The following is a 15,800-nucleotide window of genomic DNA, read 5'->3' as shown; positions in this document are numbered from 1 at the left end:
AACGCCCTCAGCCGGGTGTGACCAGCCTCGCCTCGTAGGCGAACACGGCCGCCTGTGTGCGGTCGCGCAGGCCCAGCTTGACCAGGACCCGGCTCACATGGGTCTTGATCGTGGACTCGGCGACGACCAGACGCTCGGCTATCTCCGAGTTGGACAGGCCCTGGGCGATGAGGACCAGGACCTCCGTCTCGCGGTCGGTGAGTTCGCCGTGTGTGAGCTGGGTGGCCGCCGACACACGGGGTGTCTGGGCGAGCTTGGAGAACTCCGTGATCAGACGCTTGGTGACGGACGGGGCGAGCAGGGCCTCACCGGCGGCCACCACCCGCACCCCGTCGGCCAGTTGGCGTGCCGAGGCGTCCTTGAGGAGGAAGCCGGAGGCCCCCGCGCGCAGGGCCTGGTACACATACTCGTCGAGGTCGAACGTGGTCAGCACCAGCACCTTCGCCCCGCCGTCCGCCGCCACGATCTCCCGGGTGGCCTCGATGCCGTTCATCTCGGGCATCCGGATGTCCATCAGGACCACGTCCGGCGACAGTTCCCGGACCCGCTCGACCGCGTCCCGACCGTTGACCGCCTCGCCGACCACCTCGATGTCCGGCATGGCGCCGAGCAGCACCGAGAAGCCCTCGCGGACCATCATCTGGTCGTCGGCGATCAGCACGCGGATCGTCATACGTCGGCCTCGCTCACGGTGGACACGGGCAGGAACACCGTCACCTCATAGCCTCCGTCGTCCGTCTCGCCCGTCGTCATCTCGCCGTTCAGCATGGTGACGCGCTCGCGCATACCGGTGAGACCGTGGCCGGCGCCATGGGTGGACTTCGCCAGGCTCACCTCGGGGGACGGGCCGTTGACCACGCGCAGGCCCAGTCCGCCCAGGACGTAGGCGATCTCCACCCCGGCCGACGCGCCGGGCGCGTGCCGCAGGGTGTTGCTGAGGGCCTCCTGGACTATGCGGTACGCCGACAGCTCCACGCCCTGCGGGAGTTCCCGGACCGCTCCGGTGACCGTCTTGTCGACGGTGAGACCGGCCTCCCGCACATTGGCGAGCAGACCGTCGAGGTCGGCGAGGGTGGGCTGCGGGGCGTCGGGGGCCTCGTAGTCCTCGGCGCGGACCACCCCGAGGACACGGCGCAGCTCGGTGAGCGCGGCCACCGCGTTCTCCCGGATCGTGGCGAAGGCCTGCTCCAGCTCCGGCGGCGGGTTCTCCACCCGGTAGGGCGCGGCCTCGGCCTGGATGGCGACCACCGACATGTGGTGGGCGACCACGTCGTGCAGCTCGCGGGCGATCGTGGTGCGCTCCTCCAGCAGGGTGCGCCGGGAACGCTCGTGCTCGGTCACCGTCTGCTGGGCGGTGACTTCCCGCTGGGCCGTGCGGCGTATGGTCAGCGCGGAGGCGGCCAGCAGGGACATGGCGGAGACGACGAGCAGCGGGCCCGTGTTGTTCGACGCGTAGTGGCTGCCGCCGAGGGTGCTCTCCAGGAACACCCCGTACGCCGCGGTCAGGCCCCACATCCAGGCGGCTATGCGCGGCCGCGTGCGCAGGGCCACGATGGTCATCACCACGAGGTGGGCCGCGAAGCTGCCGGCCGTCCACGGCCAGTCGTCCCACAGACCGCTGCCCGCCGCGGCGAAGGGGGCCACGATCATGGACACCCAGAAGGCCGCCACAGGTCTGACCATGGTCAGCAGGACCGGCAGCAGGGCCAAGGCGCCGGCCGCCATCACGGTGAGCCCGCTTCCGTCGCTCGCGGAGGCGGCGATGGTCATCGAGAGCAGGCCGGCCGTCACGACGGCCGCGTGCGGGGCCCAGGCGGCGTACTCGCGGAGGCGGCCGGACAGCCGACCGGTGAGCATGCCGTCCATCTTCATCGGGGGCATCGGCCGGTAGGCGAGCGCGTCGTGGAACAGGTCCTGCCGGAGCCTGTGCCACGCGTCCATCACCACCCGGAACTCCGGGCTGCTCAACCTGCCCCCGCCTCGCGAGGGCATCGTCTGCGTCTGGGTCGTCTCAGTCACGTGGAAAACGGTAGGCGGAGAGCAGGGGTGGCGTCGTCACCAGTGAGGAGGTCTGTCCGCGTCCGTCTCAGGTACTACGGCCGAGTGTGGTCATGGCGTGTATCACGTTCCGAAGCGGAAAGCTTCTCAGGCCAGGGCGAGCGCAGTGCATAGCGCGGCAACCGCGATCGCCTGCAGGGTGAGGCGGGCCGGCAGCACGCCGTCCCAGCGTCGTTGCAGGGCGTGGGCGTCCGGGACTGCCGCTTCTCCGGTGGCCGCAGCGATGAGAGCACGATTGATCGGTGCGCTGACTCGGAAATAGATGCTGATCCAGCAGAGGAGGGCCGCCACCGCGACCATGCTTGCCACCGCGACCGCCGTGCGCCCGGACACCAGTGCCGCCACCGCGCTGAGGGTGCCGGCGACGACGCTGACGGCGAAGGGGACGGGCAGCCGCTTGTCGCCGTAGTGGTGCACGCGGCCCATCGTGGTGATGAGGGTCTGATCATCGACTTCGGACAGCGCGGAACGAAGGACGACAGTCGCGAACAAGTCGGCTCCGTATACGGCCGAACAGGCGAGCACGGCGATACCGGGGAGCACGTGTATCAGGACGTCCATGCTTGAGCAAACCTCAGATCACGTCGGTGACTGAACCGCTGCCTGCTCGTCCGTATGCACCAGGTCGGGCCGGCCGCCATGATGCTACTGGGGTGGGACTCCCTGAACCTGGCCCCGGGCTCCCGCCGGGAGGGGGGCCGGGCGCCGCTCACCAGGCCAGTTGGGCGATTTCCTCCGCCACCACCGCGCACGCGTCTGCCGCCGGGTCTATGAGGGCGAAGTGGCCCACGTCCTCCAGGAGGGTGAGGCCCACGACCTCGCCCGCCCTGGCCGCGGCGTCTGCGTACGCCTCGGCGACGGCCTGAGGGACGACGATGTCGGAGCGGCCCTGTACGACGGTGGTGGCGATGCCGGTCGGGAGGAGGAGCGCCGGATCGGCGTAAGGGCGGCGTTCGGTGAACTTGTCCTGGCCGCCGAGGAGTTGGGTGGCCGCGCCGCCGCAGACGTCCAGTTTCCCGGCCACCACGAAGTCGGCGATGGGGGCCAGGGCGACGACGCCTCGGAGGGGGGCGGGGCGGGGGGTGCGCCACGGGCTGTCGGCCGGGAGTACGTGGCGGGCGGCGGCCCACAGGGCGAGGTGGCCGCCGGCGGAGTGCCCGGTGAGGACCGTACGGCGGGGGTCCGCCTGGGGGAGGGCCTGGCGTACGAGGTCGGGCAGGGCGTCGAGGGCCGCGGCGACGTCGTCGAACGTATCCGGCCAGCGGCCCGCGAGCGGGCCCGGGGTGCCAGTCCGGCCGGACTCGGCGGGGAGTGAACTGCCCCTTCTGTACTCGATGTTGGCCACCGCGAAGCCGTGACGGGTCAAAAAGTCGGCGAAGGGGGTGATGTGGTGGCGGTCGTAGGGGGCTCGCCAGGCGCCGCCGTGCAGGGCCACGACCAGGGGGGCGGTGGCAGCGGCCACGTCGGAGGTGCGGGGGGCGTAGAAGTCGATCAGCTGGTCGGGGTGGTCGCCGTAGGAGGTGGTGGTGTCGGGGGCGACCGGGGAGTGGGAGAAGGCGGACGCCTCTTCGGCGGCATCGCGGGCTGCGGCGTCGTCGTCCGGCATGCGTCGACCTCTCGGGTGAAATGGTTTGGAAGGGTTTGGAACGGGCGGGCCTCGGGGGCGGGGAGGCCTGCCGTTGGCGGGGACGGTATCAGGCCGGTGACGTGCGTTGACACGGGGATATGACACTGGGTCAGGGTGGGCGCGGAGAGACGGGCGAGGAGCGGCGTAGCGCTGGGGCGGGGTCGAAACGGGGCCGGGCGAGGGGGGGTTCGCTTGCTGCGCTTGCAGGGCGCCGCTGCGTCCACCCGCCCCCGCCCACCGCCCCCGCCCCGCCCCTGGCGGCACGACTGCCCGCGGCTACGACCGGCGGACCTGTCCCAGCGATCCCAACGTCTCCCCCAGTACCCGTGCCGCGCGCTCCACGTCCGCGAAGCTGACGTACAGCGGGGTGAAGCCGAAACGGAGGACGTCGGGGTGGCGGAAGTCGCCTACGACTCCCTGGTGGATGAGGCGTTTCATGACGTCGCCGGCGTCGTCGCAGCGCAGGGCCACCTGGCTTCCGCGTTCCGCGTGGGCGGTCGGGGTCAGGGACTCGACGCGGCCTTCGGGGACGTACGTCGCCACGCAGCGCAGGAAGAAGTCCGTCAGGGCGAGGGACTTGGCGCGAACCGACTCGATCGTCACCCGGTCTCCGTCTCCGTCCCCGCCCGCTCCCCCGGGCGCACCGCCCCACTGCCACACATCGAGCGCAGTCTCCAGGGCGAGCATCGACAGGATGTCGGGGGTGCCCACGCGGCCCCGCCGGGCGCCGGTCGTGGGCTCGTAGGCGGGGTGCATCGCGAAGGGGTCGGCGTGGGAGGTCCAGCCCGGGAGGGGGGAGTCGAAGCGGGGCTGGAGATCGTGGCGGACATAGAGGTAGGCCGGGGAACCGGGGCCGCCGTTGAGGTACTTGTACGTGCAGCCGACGGCCAGGTCGACGCCGTGTTCGTCGAGGCCGACGGGCAGTGCGCCGGCGCTGTGGCAGAGGTCCCAGACGACGCGGGCGCCCGCCCGGTGGACCGCCGCCGTCAGCGCGGGGAGGTCGTGGAGGCGGCCGGTGCGGTAGTCGACGTGGTTGAGGAGGACGGCGGCCGTACGGTCGCTCAGCGCGGCCGGGACCTCCGACGGCGTCACCGGGCGTAGCGTGCGGCCGGTCATACGGGCCGCGGACTCGGCTATGTACCCGTCCGTGGGGAACGTCGTCGCGTCGACCAGGATCTCGTCGCGCCGACGGCCACCGGCGTCACCGGCCCCGGCCCCGGTCCCATCCACAGTCCCGTTCGCACCCGCGTCCGCGTCCGCGTCCGCGTCCGCCATGCGTACCGCCGCCACAAGCGCCTTGAAGACGTTCACACTCGTGGAGTCGCCGACCACGATCTGGCCGGGCGCCGCGCCGACCAGCGGAGCGATGCGGTCGCCGATCCGCTCCGGCGCGGTCCACCAGCCGCTCTCGTCCCAGGAGCGGATGCGCAGTTCGCCCCACTCGCGGTAGACGACATCGGCGAGCCGCCCGGGTACCGAGACCGGCAGCGCGCCGAGCGAGTTCCCGTCGAGGTACACGGCGTCGTCGAGGACGAAGCGCGTGCGCAGGCCGGCCAGTTCGTCGGCCGCGTCCAACTTCCGTGCCTCAGCCGCCAGTCCGGCGTCAGCCGGTTTCGACTCGATCAGTTCAGACATGGGAGCGCGCCGTCCACAGCTCGGGGAACACGTTCTTGCGGGCGCGCTTCTCCAGCCAGGCCACGCCGGCCGAACCGCCCGTGCCGGCCTTGGAGCCCATCGCGCGACGGGTGGCGACCAGGTGGTCGTTGCGCCAGCGCCAGACGAGTTCGGCGACGTCGGTCAACGCCTCGCCGAGGCGGGCGAGTTCGTGGTCCGGGTCGCCGGAGTACAGCTCGGTCCACACCTCCTCGACCTCCGCGGAGGGCTCGTACCGCTGGGAGACGTCACGGTTCACGACGGACTCGGGGATCGCGTGGCCGCGACGGGCCAGGAGCCGCAGCACCTCGTCGTAGAGGCTCGGCTCGTGCAGCGCCTTCTCCAGTTCCGCGTGGACGCGCGGGGCGCCCCGGTGCGGGACGAGCATGGAGGCGGACTTCTCGCCGAGCAGGAACTCCATCCGGCGGTACATCGCCGACTGGAAGCCGGAGCCCTCGCCCAGGGCGGCGCGGTAGGAGTTGAACTGGGCGGGGGTGAGCTGGGCGAGAGGGCGCCAGGAGGCGTTCAGGGCCTCCAGCTCGCGTACGGAACGCTTGAGCGCGTCCCTGGCCCTCGCCACGTCGTCGTTGCGGATCGCGGTGGTCGCGGTCTCCCACTCGTGGACGATGACGGTGAACCACAACTCCATGACCTGGGTCGTCACCAGGAAGACCATCTCTCCGGGATCGTCGGAGAGGGGGTGCTGGAGGTGGGTGAGGACGTCCGCCTGGACGTAGTCCTCGTACGGGGTCGTGCCGTGGAAGTCGAGATGCGGGGTCTCGGGCTCCGAAGCCTCGTGGGGCTGAGCCTGGAGGGACATCGCTGTCTCCTGATGTGTACTCCGGGTAGCGGTCCGCCCCTGCCGAATTCCGACACGGGGGCCCCGGTCCCCACCGGCATGTTCGGGCATGCCGCCCCGGACCGCAAGGTCCGCCTGGTCACACCAGGCGGACCTGCGCGAACGCGACGTGACTAGCTCAGCGTCTGCGCCGCCGTCGGGGAGGAGTCCTTCAGGAACTGGGAGCAGCGCTCGTACTCCTCCTGCTCACCGATCTCTCCGGCGGCGCGGGCGAGGGCGTGCAGGGCGCGCAGGAACCCTCGATTCGGCTCGTGCTCCCAAGGCACGGGGCCGTGGCCCTTCCAGCCGCTGCGGCGCAGGGCGTCGAGGCCCCGGTGGTAGCCCGTACGGGCGTAGGCGTACGACTCCACGACACTGCCCCGCTCATAGGCCTCGTCGGCGAGCTGGGCCCAGGCGAGGGAGGAGGTGGGGTACTTGGCGGCGACGTCGGCCGGGGCCGTGCCGTTCGCGAGGAGTTCGCGGGGCTCCGGGTCGTCGGGGAGGTGCGTCGGGGGCGGGCCCCCGAGGAGGTTCTCGTGAATCGTCATGGGTTCCAGTCTGGCCCATGGGGGTGCGGGGGGCGGTACGGGTGGGGGGGTGGATCAGTCGGCGGTCGGGGACGCTTCCGGGGTGTCGTCGGTGGGCGGCTGTTCGGCTCGGACGAAGGCGCCCTTGACGGGGACCGTGATGACGAGACCTTGATCGCGGAGGTTGCGGACAGCCCGGCGGACGGTGTTGACGGCTACGCCGTACTGCTCGGCGAGGTCACGCTCCGCCGGGAGCACGCTCCGCCGGGAGCCGGGCCCCTGCGGACAGCCGCCCGGTACGGATCTGCTCGGCGATGTGATGCACGACCTGAACACCCAGCACGACGACAGCTGAGCCTCACTTCTCCCGGCCGCCCCCCGACTCCCCCGCCTCCAGCGGCGGAGCCGTCACCCCGCAGTGCGTCCGGCACTCGGGATGGTGGCAGTCCGGGGCCGGCCGGCGGATCGTGGCGTAGGCCAGGGCCGCGCCGGCCACCAGCGTGGCCGCGCAGACGATCATCGCCGTGCCGAACGCGTCGTCGAACTGCGTCGCCGAGCGGTACGCCTCCGGGCCCATCCCCGCCATCAGCGGCAACGCGGCCACAGCGATGAGGCCTGCCGCGCGGGCAGCCGCGTTGTTGATGCCGCTCGCCAGGCCCGCGTGCTCGGTGTCGACGGAGGCGAGGACCGTCGCGGTCAGCGGCGCGACCAGGGTGACCATGCCGAGGCCGAGCACCAGGAGCGCGGGGAGGACATCAGCGGCGTACGACGCGTCCGGCCCCACCCGCAGCGCCAGCAGCATGCCCGCCGCGCACAGCAGCGGGCCGACGGTGAGCGGGACGCGGGGGCCGATCCGTTCCCCCAGCGCACCCGCCCGGGACGAGAGCAGAAGCATCAGAACCGTGATGGGGAGCAGGGCCGTGCCCGCGCCCAGCGCCGAGTAGCCCGACACCACCTGGAGCTGGAGCGCGACGAGGAAGAAGAAACCACCGAAGGCCGCGTAGACGCACAGAGTGACCAGGTTGACCACGGTGAACTGGCGGGAGGCGAAGATCTCCGGCGGCATCATCGGGTCGGGACGCCGGCGTTCGACGTGGACGAAGGCCACGCCCGCCGCGACTCCCGCCACGGCCGACACGGTCACCGCCAGTGAGCCCTCCCCGGCCTCGATCAGTGCGTACGTCACCAACGCCAACGACAACGCGCCCAAGGTCGCGCCGAGGACGTCGAAGCGGCTCTGGTACGCCCGGCCGGCGCCCGACTCGGGTACGTGGCGGGTGGCGATCGGGACGCAGACGAGCGCCAGGGGGACGTTCAGCAGGAAGACCCAGCGCCAGCCGGGGCCGTCCACCAGCCAGCCGCCCAGGAACGGGCCGACGGCCGCGCCGACACCACCGAAACCGGACCACAGGCCGACGGCCCGCGCTCGGTCGTCGGGGTGGAACGAGGCCTGGATGAGCGCCAGCGAGCCCGGGGTGAGCAGGGCACCGCCCACACCCTGCAGCGCGCGGGCCGCGATCAGGACGCCGACGTTCGGCGCGAGGCCGCACAGCAGCGACGCCACGGCGAACCACACCACGCCGATCACGAACACCTTGCGCCGGCCGAAACGGTCGCCGAGGGCGCCGCCCAGCAGGATCAGACCGGCGAGGGTGAGCATGTAGGCGTTGACGGTCCACTGGAGGGCCGCGAGGTCCGCGTCCAGGTCGTCGCCCATCCGGGGCAGGGCGACATTGACCACGGTGGAGTCCAGCAGGGCCATGCTGGAGCCGAGGATCGTGGTGAACAGCACCCATCTGCCCTGGGGCGAGGCGAGCCTGAGGTCGGGCATGGGTCAGGTATACAGCGCGCCCGACACATGCGGCGAGCCCGGCGCCGCCAGGGCACCGGGCTCGCCGCGAGGTCGTCCCGCGAAGTCGTCCTCCGAAGTCGTCCTCCGAAGTCGTCCTGCGAGGTCGTCCTCCGAGGAGGAACTACTTGATCTTCGTACCCGCCGAGCGCAGGTTGCCGCAGGCCTCGACCACACGGGCGGCCATCGACGCCTCGGCGAGCTTGCCCCAGGTGCGCGGGTCGTAGGTCTTCTTGTTGCCGACCTCGCCGTCGACCTTCAGGACACCGTCGTAGTTCTGGAACATGTGGGCGGCGACGGGGCGGGTGAAGGCGTACTGGGTGTCGGTGTCGATGTTCATCTTGACGACGCCGTTCTCCAGGGCGGTGCGGATCTCGTCCTCGGTGGAGCCGGAGCCGCCGTGGAAGACGAAGTCGAACGGGGACTCCTTGCCGAAGCGGGCGGCGACGCCCTCGTTCAGCTCCTTGAGGAGGTCGGGGCGCAGGACGACGTTGCCCGGCTTGTACACACCGTGGACGTTACCGAAGGACGCGGCCAGCAGGTAACGGCCCTTCTCACCCAGACCCAGCGCCTCGGCGGTGCGGATCGCGTCGTCGACCGTGGTGTAGAGGGAGTCGTTGATCTCGTGGGAGACGCCGTCCTCCTCGCCACCGGTCGGGGTGATCTCGACCTCCAGGATGATCTTCGCGGCGGCGGCGCGGGCGAGGAGCTCCTGGGCGATGGAGAGGTTGTCGGCGAGGGTCTCGGCCGAGCCGTCCCACATGTGCGACTGGAAGAGGGGGTTGCGACCGGCCTTGACCCGCTCCTCCGACACCGCCAGCAGCGGACGTACGTACCCGTCCAGCTTGTCCTTCGGGCAGTGGTCGGTGTGCAGGGCGACGGTGACGGGGTACTTCTCGGCCACGATGTGCGCGAACTCGGCCAGGGCGACGGAACCCGTCACCATGTCCTTGCTGTACTGACCGCCCAGGAACTCGGCGCCGCCGGTCGAGATCTGGACGATGCCGTCGCTCTCCGCCTCCGCGAAGCCCCGCAGCGCGGCGTGCAGCGTCTGGGTCGAGGTCACATTGATGGCCGGGTAGGCGAACTTGCCTGCCTTCGCCCGGTCGAGCATCTCGTTGTAGACCTCGGGGGTTGCGATGGGCATGGTCCGCTCCTTGTATGTGCGGTGGCGTTGTGCTTACGAGCCCTGACCTAGGGTTGCGACATCATCGTCGGCCCCATCTTTCCAGACATGACCGGCTGCTCCGGCCAGGGTGTCGCGAACTGGTCGGTAACTGCTGACCTTGGCGTTTCCGCCCGGCGAGTCGACCTCAGCCCAGGCCCAGCTCGTCCTGCGAGAACGCGAAGAGGTACGGGACACCGGCGCCCTGTTCGATCTTCTCGGCGGCACCGGTCGCGCGGTCGACGATCGTGGCGACGGCGACGACCTCGGCACCCGCCTCCCGGACGGCCTCGACGGCGGTCAGCGGGGAGCCGCCGGTGGTGGAGGTGTCCTCGACCACGAGGACCCGGCGGCCCGCGATGTCGGGCCCCTCGACCCGCCGCTGCATCCCGTGCGCCTTGGCGGCCTTGCGGACGACGAACGCGTCGAGCCGCCGGCCGCGCGCGGCGGCGGCGTGCAGCATCGCTCCGGCCACCGGGTCGGCGCCCATCGTGAGCCCGCCGACCGCGTCGAAGTCGAGGTCGGCGGTCAGGTCGAGCAGCACCTGCCCGACCAGCGGGGCGGCCTCGCCGTCGAGGGTGACCCGGCGCAGGTCGACGTAGTAGTCGGCCTCCAGGCCCGACGACAGGGTCACCCTCCCGTGCACCACGGCCTTGTCCTTGATCTGCTGCAACAAAGATCCACGTACGTCCACGTCAGTCATGGCAGTCAGCTTAGAGGGGGCCCATATGTCCGCTTACACGCTGTCCGCCTACAGGCGCCGCCAGGTCCAGGTCGTGGTCGCTTCGAGGGGGTCGATCGGGGTGACCAGGCGGGGGTGGGTGTTGAGGCCGTTGGGCGGGCCGGTCTGGGGTTCGACGCACACGGCCTCCGCCTGCTCGTCGTAGAGCACGACCCACTCCTCGCGGGAGGTGACCTTGAGCTCCAGCCGGTCCGGCCAGGTGAGGGTGACGTCGACGCCGTCGGGCATGCCGAAGCAGTCGTCCCAGGGGCCGGGCTTGGGGTCGAGGCGGTTTCCGGTGGGCAGGTGGTCCTCGCCGCGCTCCTCCTGCCAGGCGGGCGTGAAGTCGATCCGTACGTCCTCCCCGCCGCCCGCGAGGTTCCGGTTGAACCAGGGGTGCCAGCCGATCTGGGCCGGGAAGGAGTTGTCGTGCGCCTCCACGGCCATGGCGAGGGTGAGGGTGTCCGGGGTAAGGGTCACGACCTGGGTGACGCGGCCGGGGTAGGGCCAGGGCTCGACGAGGTCGTACGTGAGGACGGCCTCGGCGTCGCCGCGGCTCGCGACCCGCCAGGCTCCGTCGCGGGTGGTGCCGTGGATGGCGTTGGGCGGGGCGTTGAGGGGCATCTGCTGTACGGTGCCGCCGCTGAGGAAGCGGCCGTCGCGGACACGGCCGCACCACGGCACCATCGGGAAGCAGCCGAACCGCTCGCCCTGCCGCAGCAGTTCGACCCCATCGACCCGCAGGCCCGCAACCCGTCCGCCCTTGTCCGGCGTCAGCACCGCCTCCGCGTCACCCGCGGCCAACGTGATCTCTTCGCTACTCACCCCTCGACCCTACTGGTCCCGCGGTCCCGGGAGTTGCCGTCCTGCGCGTCGGGTCCTCGGCCCCGTCCCCGAACACCCGGGCCACGCAGGCATCGAGCAGGGCGCCGAACTCCTGGGCGGAGCGCAGTGCCGGGGACGGGAGAACGCCCGCGTCCTCGGCGTCCACCAGGTAGTCGATGTCGGCCCACCCGCCCCGGTAGAGGACGACGAGGAGTTCGGCGTCCCGCCGTGCACCGTCGCCGAGTGCGTTGTGCAAGTGGACGCCGACGGAGTCCGGGTCCTGGGTCCGGGACCTGTCCGTCTCCAGCCGCTGGGGCCATGGGGCCGCCCCGTCCCGCCAGGTCACCGGCTCCACCACCAGGCCCGCGGCTTCCCAGGTCGCGCGTCGGTCCGCGATCACGGTGGCGGCCTCGTCGAGGTCGATGACACGGTCCATACGGCGATCATCGCCGACGGGCGCCACCCGTCAGCGGCGTTTGCGCAGGGCGCGGCCGACGACGATGGCGGAGGCGACGACGAGGGCCGCCGCCGGGGCCGCCCAGCGGAGGGCCGCGCTCGCGGAGCCGGTCTCGGGGGCCGGGACCGGGGCGTACCGGCCGCGTGGCGGGGCGTGGTCCACCTCCTCCGCGCTACGCCCGATCATCGTCCGCCGCGCGTGCGCCGCCTCGGCCGGCGGCTCGCCCCCGGCCACGAAGTCGTCCTCGACAAAGGGGTCCAGCGCGGACGGCGGCACATCGGTCTGGAAGACGGAGGCGGGGGGCTCGTCCTCGGCGGAGGGCTCTTCGCCGGCGGAGGGTCCGGAGGCGGGGGGCTCGTCCTCGGCGGAGGGCTCTTCGCCAGCGGAGGGTCCGGAGGCGGGGGGCTCGTCCTCGGCGGAGGACTCTTCGCCAGCGGAGGGTCCGGAGGCGGGGGGCTCGTCCTCGGCGGAGGACTCTTCCCCGGCGGAGGGTCCGGAGGCGGGCGGTTCGGCGGCGGGCGGTTCGGCGGCGGGGGCCGGCGGTTCGTCGTCGGCCGAGGCACCGGTGGCCTCGGCGGATTCGCGTGTGCCCGGCGCTTCGACGGAGGGCTCGGCCTTCGCGTCGGCCGGCGTCTCGTCCGGGGCCCCGGTGGTCCCCAGGTTCTCCGCGAACCGCCCCAGCAGTCGGGCCACCGCCGAGGACACCGCGTCCGGGGGCAGTTCCGTGATGCGGCCGTCGGCGGTGGCGGTGCCCGTGCAGGCGAGGGTGGTGCCCTCGGGGGACGGGACGAGGCGGAGGGCGAGAGCGAGGGTGACGGAGCCGGTGCCACGGGCCTCGGTGGCGTCGCCCTCGACGGCGTAGGAGCCGTCGTCCCGGGCGGTGACGCGGAGGGCGCCGCGGTAGGTGATGGTGTGACCCGCGACCCGTACCTTCAGGCGGCCGGCGACGGGCGGGGTGCCCGCGTCCTGCTGGAGCCCGGGGACCGCTCGGGCCACCCGTTCGGGGTCGGCCAGCGCCTCCCGTAGGCGGCCGACGGGAACCGGAACGAACACCTCATGCTCCATGGGAGCCGAGCCTACCCAGCGGGGACCGCCCCGCACCCGTACCCGCGCGTTATTGCTCGTGTTCAGTCGCACCCGGCCACCTGCGGCTCAGTGGGCATACCTCGGATGCACCAGCGTCGACGGCGGCAGCCCGTCCACACGGTCGTCGGCGTCGAGTCGTGTGGCCCCCGAGCCGAGGCGCGGTGTGGGCCGACGGCCGTCGGAGAGCCGGGTCGCCAGGACGAACCCCCGGTCGTGGGGGACGCGGGAGGCGTGGACCGTGCGGTCGGGGCCGGTGACGAAGCCGGGGTCGGACGCGGCCACCCGGTAGGGGACGGTGCGCAGACCGCCCGCACGGACGGTGGTGTCGACCGTCCAGAACACCTCCCGGCGGGACGACACCGGTCCCGCGTGCACGACCATGCGGCCGTCGTGGGCCAGGACCTCGCGGGCCAGTCCGTAGAACTCCTGGGAGTAGAGCTTGGTGCTCGCCGTGATGCCGGGGTCGGGGAGGTCCGAGATCACGACGTCGTACGTCTGCGTCGAGCGGGCGGCCCGCAGCCAGGTGAAGGAGTCCTCCGTGAAGACGCGGACACGGTCGTCGTCGTAGACGTGGCCGTTGAGGGAGGACAGGGCCGGGTCCGTACGGGCCAGACGCACCACGCCCGGGTCGAGTTCGACGACATCCACCCGGCGCACGTCCTCGTGGCGGAGCACCTCACGGGCGGCGAGACCGTCACCGCCGCCGAGGACGAGGACGCGGGCGTGGGGGCCGGAGGTCATGGCGGGGTGGACGAGGGCCCGGTGGTAGCGGTGTGCGTCGTGACCGCCGACGCGCAGACGGCCGTCCAGGAAGAGGGAGAGCGGGCGGCCGTCCCTGCCTCCGGTGAGAACGACTTCCTGGAGGTCGGTCCGGAGTGCGACCCGTACGTCCTTGCCGTAGACCGCGCGCCGGGCGGCGCGTTCGAAGTCGTCGACGTGGGCCGCGGCGGTGGCGAGGAGGCCGAGGACGACGACGTTGGTGACCAGCAGCAGCCGGCGGGCGCGGGGGCTGAGGTCGTGGCGGAACAGGCCCAGGACGAGGGCGCCGCCGACGAGGGCGTTGACGGTGCCGGTGAGGAGGGCGCCGGTCAACTGCCCGAGCCAGGGCAGGAGAAGGAAGGGGAAGGCGAGGCCGCCGACCAGCGCGCCCACGTAGTCGGCCGCGAAGAGGTCGGCCACCGCGCCGCCCGCGTCCTGGCGGCGGATGCGCTGGATCAGCTCCATCAGCAGGGGGACTTCGGCGCCGATGAGCAGGCCGATGGCGAGGGAGAAGGCGACGAGGAGGTAGCGCGAGCCGCCGGCCCACATACCGCCCCAGTCGCCGGTCCAGGCGAACGCCGCGTACAGCGCGAGGGCGCTGCTGCCGCCGACGAGGGCCAGGGCGGCCTCGATGGCGCCGAAGCCGAGGGCCGCGTGCGGGCGGAGACGTTTGGCGGCGAGGGAGCCGATGCCCATGGCGAAGACCATGACCGAGAGGACCACGGAGGCCTGGGTGACCGAGTCTCCGATCAAGTACGAGGCGAGAGCGACGAGTTCGAGTTCGTACACGAGTCCGCAGGCGGCGCAGACGAAGACGCCGGCAAGGACGAGGAAGCGGCCGATTCCGGGGCGGACCGGCAGCCGGAGGTGAGGGCCGCCCGGGCCGCTGTGGCCGCGCCAAGAGGGTGGGGCGCCGGGGGCTGCGGGGGCGTGCGGCTCGATCACTCCTGGCACGCTACCGTCAGGGTCACGCTCCACCGGGTCACCCACACGGGTGGTCTGCGACGCTGCGCCGGGTGCCTAATAGCTCGAAGGTTCGGGTGCGTTGGCGGGTGCGGCTGAGTGGGGACTGGTCGCGCCGTTCCCCGCGCCCCTGAAAGCAGAGGCTGCGCCCCATGCTTTTCGGCCCGCAGGGCCGTGTCATTCAGGCCCGCAGGGCCTGGTCTTTTAGGGGCGCGGGGAACTGCGCGAGCAGCCCCCACCGAACCCGCACGAACCCACCCACCTCAAACACCCCACCCCCCGTCCCGTCAAAGCGCCGCAGGCACCCGCACCCCCACCCTCGTTCTCGTGGCGACCAGTTGCCCGTCCTGCGGATACGCGTGCCACGTACGCCAGTGCACCTGCCCCTCGTGGTGCTGCGCGAGCATCGCCGTGAAGGCGTGAGGACTGCCGGGGAAGACCCCGGCGAGGCCGTGCGGATGGTCGGAGACCAGGGCCAGCAACTCCTGGGCGCGGCCCGCGAAGGACCCCGGGGAGAGGACCTCCACGCGGGCGGCGAACTCGTACTCCCAGTCGTCCACGCGTTTGGCGACGCCGAGCGGGAGGGGTGTGCTGGAACCCGGGATACAGGCGACCGTCTCCGACCAGTGGCTGCCCCGCTCCTCCTCCAGAAGTACCTGGTGGGACGCGCCGAGCAGTCGCAACTGCAGTTTGGCGCCCATGAGTTCGAGGTCGAGCGTGGCGAGCGCGGGGAGCGGTTCGCGGCCCAGGGCCCAGGCGAGGTCGGCCGCGCGCGTGTCGGTGTAGGCGGTGTTCAGGGTCGTGAGCATGGGTCGACTCCGCAGAGACGCAAAGAGAAGAGGAGTGGGGTCCGGCGCACCCCGGTCGGCACAGGGGGCTGTGGCCCGGTCAGCCAGGTCAGGCGAGGACGGCGTCCCGGTCGGTCCGGCGAAGCCCGTCAGGCCTGCCGGGAGGGACGTCCGGGGGCTGCGTTGGCGATTTATAGGGAATCATGAACTGTGGCGCCACCACAGCGTTTTTACCCAACTTGACGTGCTTTCCATCTCCTTGAGGGCTGCGCGGCTCAACTGTTCAACCGGGCGTACGCCCCCACCGTCGAAGTGCTCCCCGCACACCCGCCGGGTGGGGCGCGCGAACCTCTGAGAGCGCCCCACGGACAACCGGACTCAACCGGCGTACCCAGGCGTACCCAGGAGTCCCACCCGTGCGCCGCCCGGCCGTGCGACCGTCAGGGCCACCTCGTGCGCCTGCCCGGTCGCGCCGGACGTACAC

Annotated in this window: 16 protein-coding genes; all 16 read right to left on the bottom strand. The window is 72.0% G+C overall.

Features of this window, described 5'->3' with window-relative positions; genetic code table 11:
• Positions 1-7: 7 nt before the first annotated feature.
• The gene (locus ACFY9I_RS29950; protein ID WP_391007189.1) at positions 8-673 is read right to left on the bottom strand and encodes a response regulator; all 666 of its coding nucleotides are present in this window, start codon (positions 671-673) and stop codon (positions 8-10) included.
• Positions 670-2,019 carry a histidine kinase gene (locus ACFY9I_RS29945; RefSeq protein ID WP_391007187.1) on the bottom strand — a complete coding sequence of 450 codons (1,350 nt, stop codon included), beginning with the start codon at positions 2,017-2,019 and terminating at the stop codon, positions 670-672. The genes ACFY9I_RS29950 and ACFY9I_RS29945 overlap by 4 nt, the downstream gene beginning before the upstream one ends.
• A 126-nt stretch (positions 2,020-2,145) precedes the next feature.
• The gene (locus tag ACFY9I_RS29940; RefSeq protein WP_391007185.1) at positions 2,146-2,550 is read right to left on the bottom strand and encodes a DUF1772 domain-containing protein; all 405 of its coding nucleotides are present in this window, start codon (positions 2,548-2,550) and stop codon (positions 2,146-2,148) included.
• Positions 2,551-2,767: 217 nt separating this feature from the next.
• Entirely contained in the window at positions 2,768-3,664 is an 897-nt protein-coding gene (locus tag ACFY9I_RS29935) for an alpha/beta hydrolase fold domain-containing protein (RefSeq protein WP_391007183.1), read from the bottom strand.
• Between the two features lie 297 nt (positions 3,665-3,961).
• Positions 3,962-5,320: an aminotransferase class V-fold PLP-dependent enzyme gene (locus ACFY9I_RS29930; protein WP_391007181.1), complete on the bottom strand. Its 1,359-nt coding sequence runs from the start codon at positions 5,318-5,320 to the stop codon at positions 3,962-3,964.
• Positions 5,313-6,158, bottom strand: coding sequence for a tryptophan 2,3-dioxygenase family protein (locus tag ACFY9I_RS29925; RefSeq protein ID WP_391007180.1), 846 nt, complete (start codon positions 6,156-6,158; stop codon positions 5,313-5,315). Before ACFY9I_RS29925 ends, ACFY9I_RS29930 begins: the two co-directional genes overlap by 8 nt.
• 152 nt (positions 6,159-6,310) lie before the next feature.
• Positions 6,311-6,724 carry a DUF3151 family protein gene (locus tag ACFY9I_RS29920; RefSeq protein WP_391007178.1) on the bottom strand — a complete coding sequence of 138 codons (414 nt, stop codon included), beginning with the start codon at positions 6,722-6,724 and terminating at the stop codon, positions 6,311-6,313.
• Positions 6,725-6,778: 54 nt separating this feature from the next.
• On the bottom strand, positions 6,779-6,961 hold the full coding sequence (locus ACFY9I_RS29915; RefSeq protein WP_391007177.1) for a GntR family transcriptional regulator: 183 nt from the start codon (positions 6,959-6,961) through the stop codon (positions 6,779-6,781).
• Positions 6,962-7,061: 100 nt separating this feature from the next.
• Positions 7,062-8,534: a DHA2 family efflux MFS transporter permease subunit gene (locus ACFY9I_RS29910; protein ID WP_391007175.1), complete on the bottom strand. Its 1,473-nt coding sequence runs from the start codon at positions 8,532-8,534 to the stop codon at positions 7,062-7,064.
• 142 nt (positions 8,535-8,676) lie between these two features.
• Positions 8,677-9,699: a class II fructose-bisphosphate aldolase gene (gene fbaA, locus ACFY9I_RS29905; RefSeq protein ID WP_391007173.1), complete on the bottom strand. Its 1,023-nt coding sequence runs from the start codon at positions 9,697-9,699 to the stop codon at positions 8,677-8,679.
• A 166-nt stretch (positions 9,700-9,865) separates the two neighbouring features.
• A complete protein-coding gene (gene pyrE, locus ACFY9I_RS29900; protein WP_391007171.1) occupies positions 9,866-10,420 on the bottom strand; it encodes an orotate phosphoribosyltransferase in 555 nt (184 codons plus the stop codon).
• 48 nt (positions 10,421-10,468) lie between these two features.
• Positions 10,469-11,263 (bottom strand): aldose 1-epimerase, encoded by a 795-nt coding sequence (locus ACFY9I_RS29895; protein WP_391007169.1) that lies wholly within the window; start codon positions 11,261-11,263, stop codon positions 10,469-10,471.
• Positions 11,256-11,699 carry a hypothetical protein gene (locus ACFY9I_RS29890; RefSeq protein WP_391007167.1) on the bottom strand — a complete coding sequence of 148 codons (444 nt, stop codon included), beginning with the start codon at positions 11,697-11,699 and terminating at the stop codon, positions 11,256-11,258. The genes ACFY9I_RS29895 and ACFY9I_RS29890 overlap by 8 nt, the downstream gene beginning before the upstream one ends.
• A gap of 30 nt (positions 11,700-11,729) precedes the next feature.
• Positions 11,730-12,785, bottom strand: a complete 1,056-nt coding sequence (locus ACFY9I_RS29885; RefSeq protein ID WP_391007165.1) for a carbon monoxide dehydrogenase — start codon at positions 12,783-12,785, stop codon at positions 11,730-11,732.
• Between the two features lie 87 nt (positions 12,786-12,872).
• A complete protein-coding gene (locus ACFY9I_RS29880; protein ID WP_391007163.1) occupies positions 12,873-14,510 on the bottom strand; it encodes a polyamine aminopropyltransferase in 1,638 nt (545 codons plus the stop codon).
• Between the two features lie 305 nt (positions 14,511-14,815).
• Positions 14,816-15,337 (bottom strand): DUF2617 family protein, encoded by a 522-nt coding sequence (locus ACFY9I_RS29875; RefSeq protein WP_391007161.1) that lies wholly within the window; start codon positions 15,335-15,337, stop codon positions 14,816-14,818.
• Positions 15,338-15,800 lie beyond the last annotated feature (463 nt).

Origin of the sequence: Streptomyces sp. NPDC012510, assembly GCF_042955065.1 — a bacterium.
GTDB lineage: Bacteria > Actinomycetota > Actinomycetes > Streptomycetales > Streptomycetaceae > Streptomyces.
This window is presented reverse-complemented; position numbering and strand designations above follow the sequence as displayed.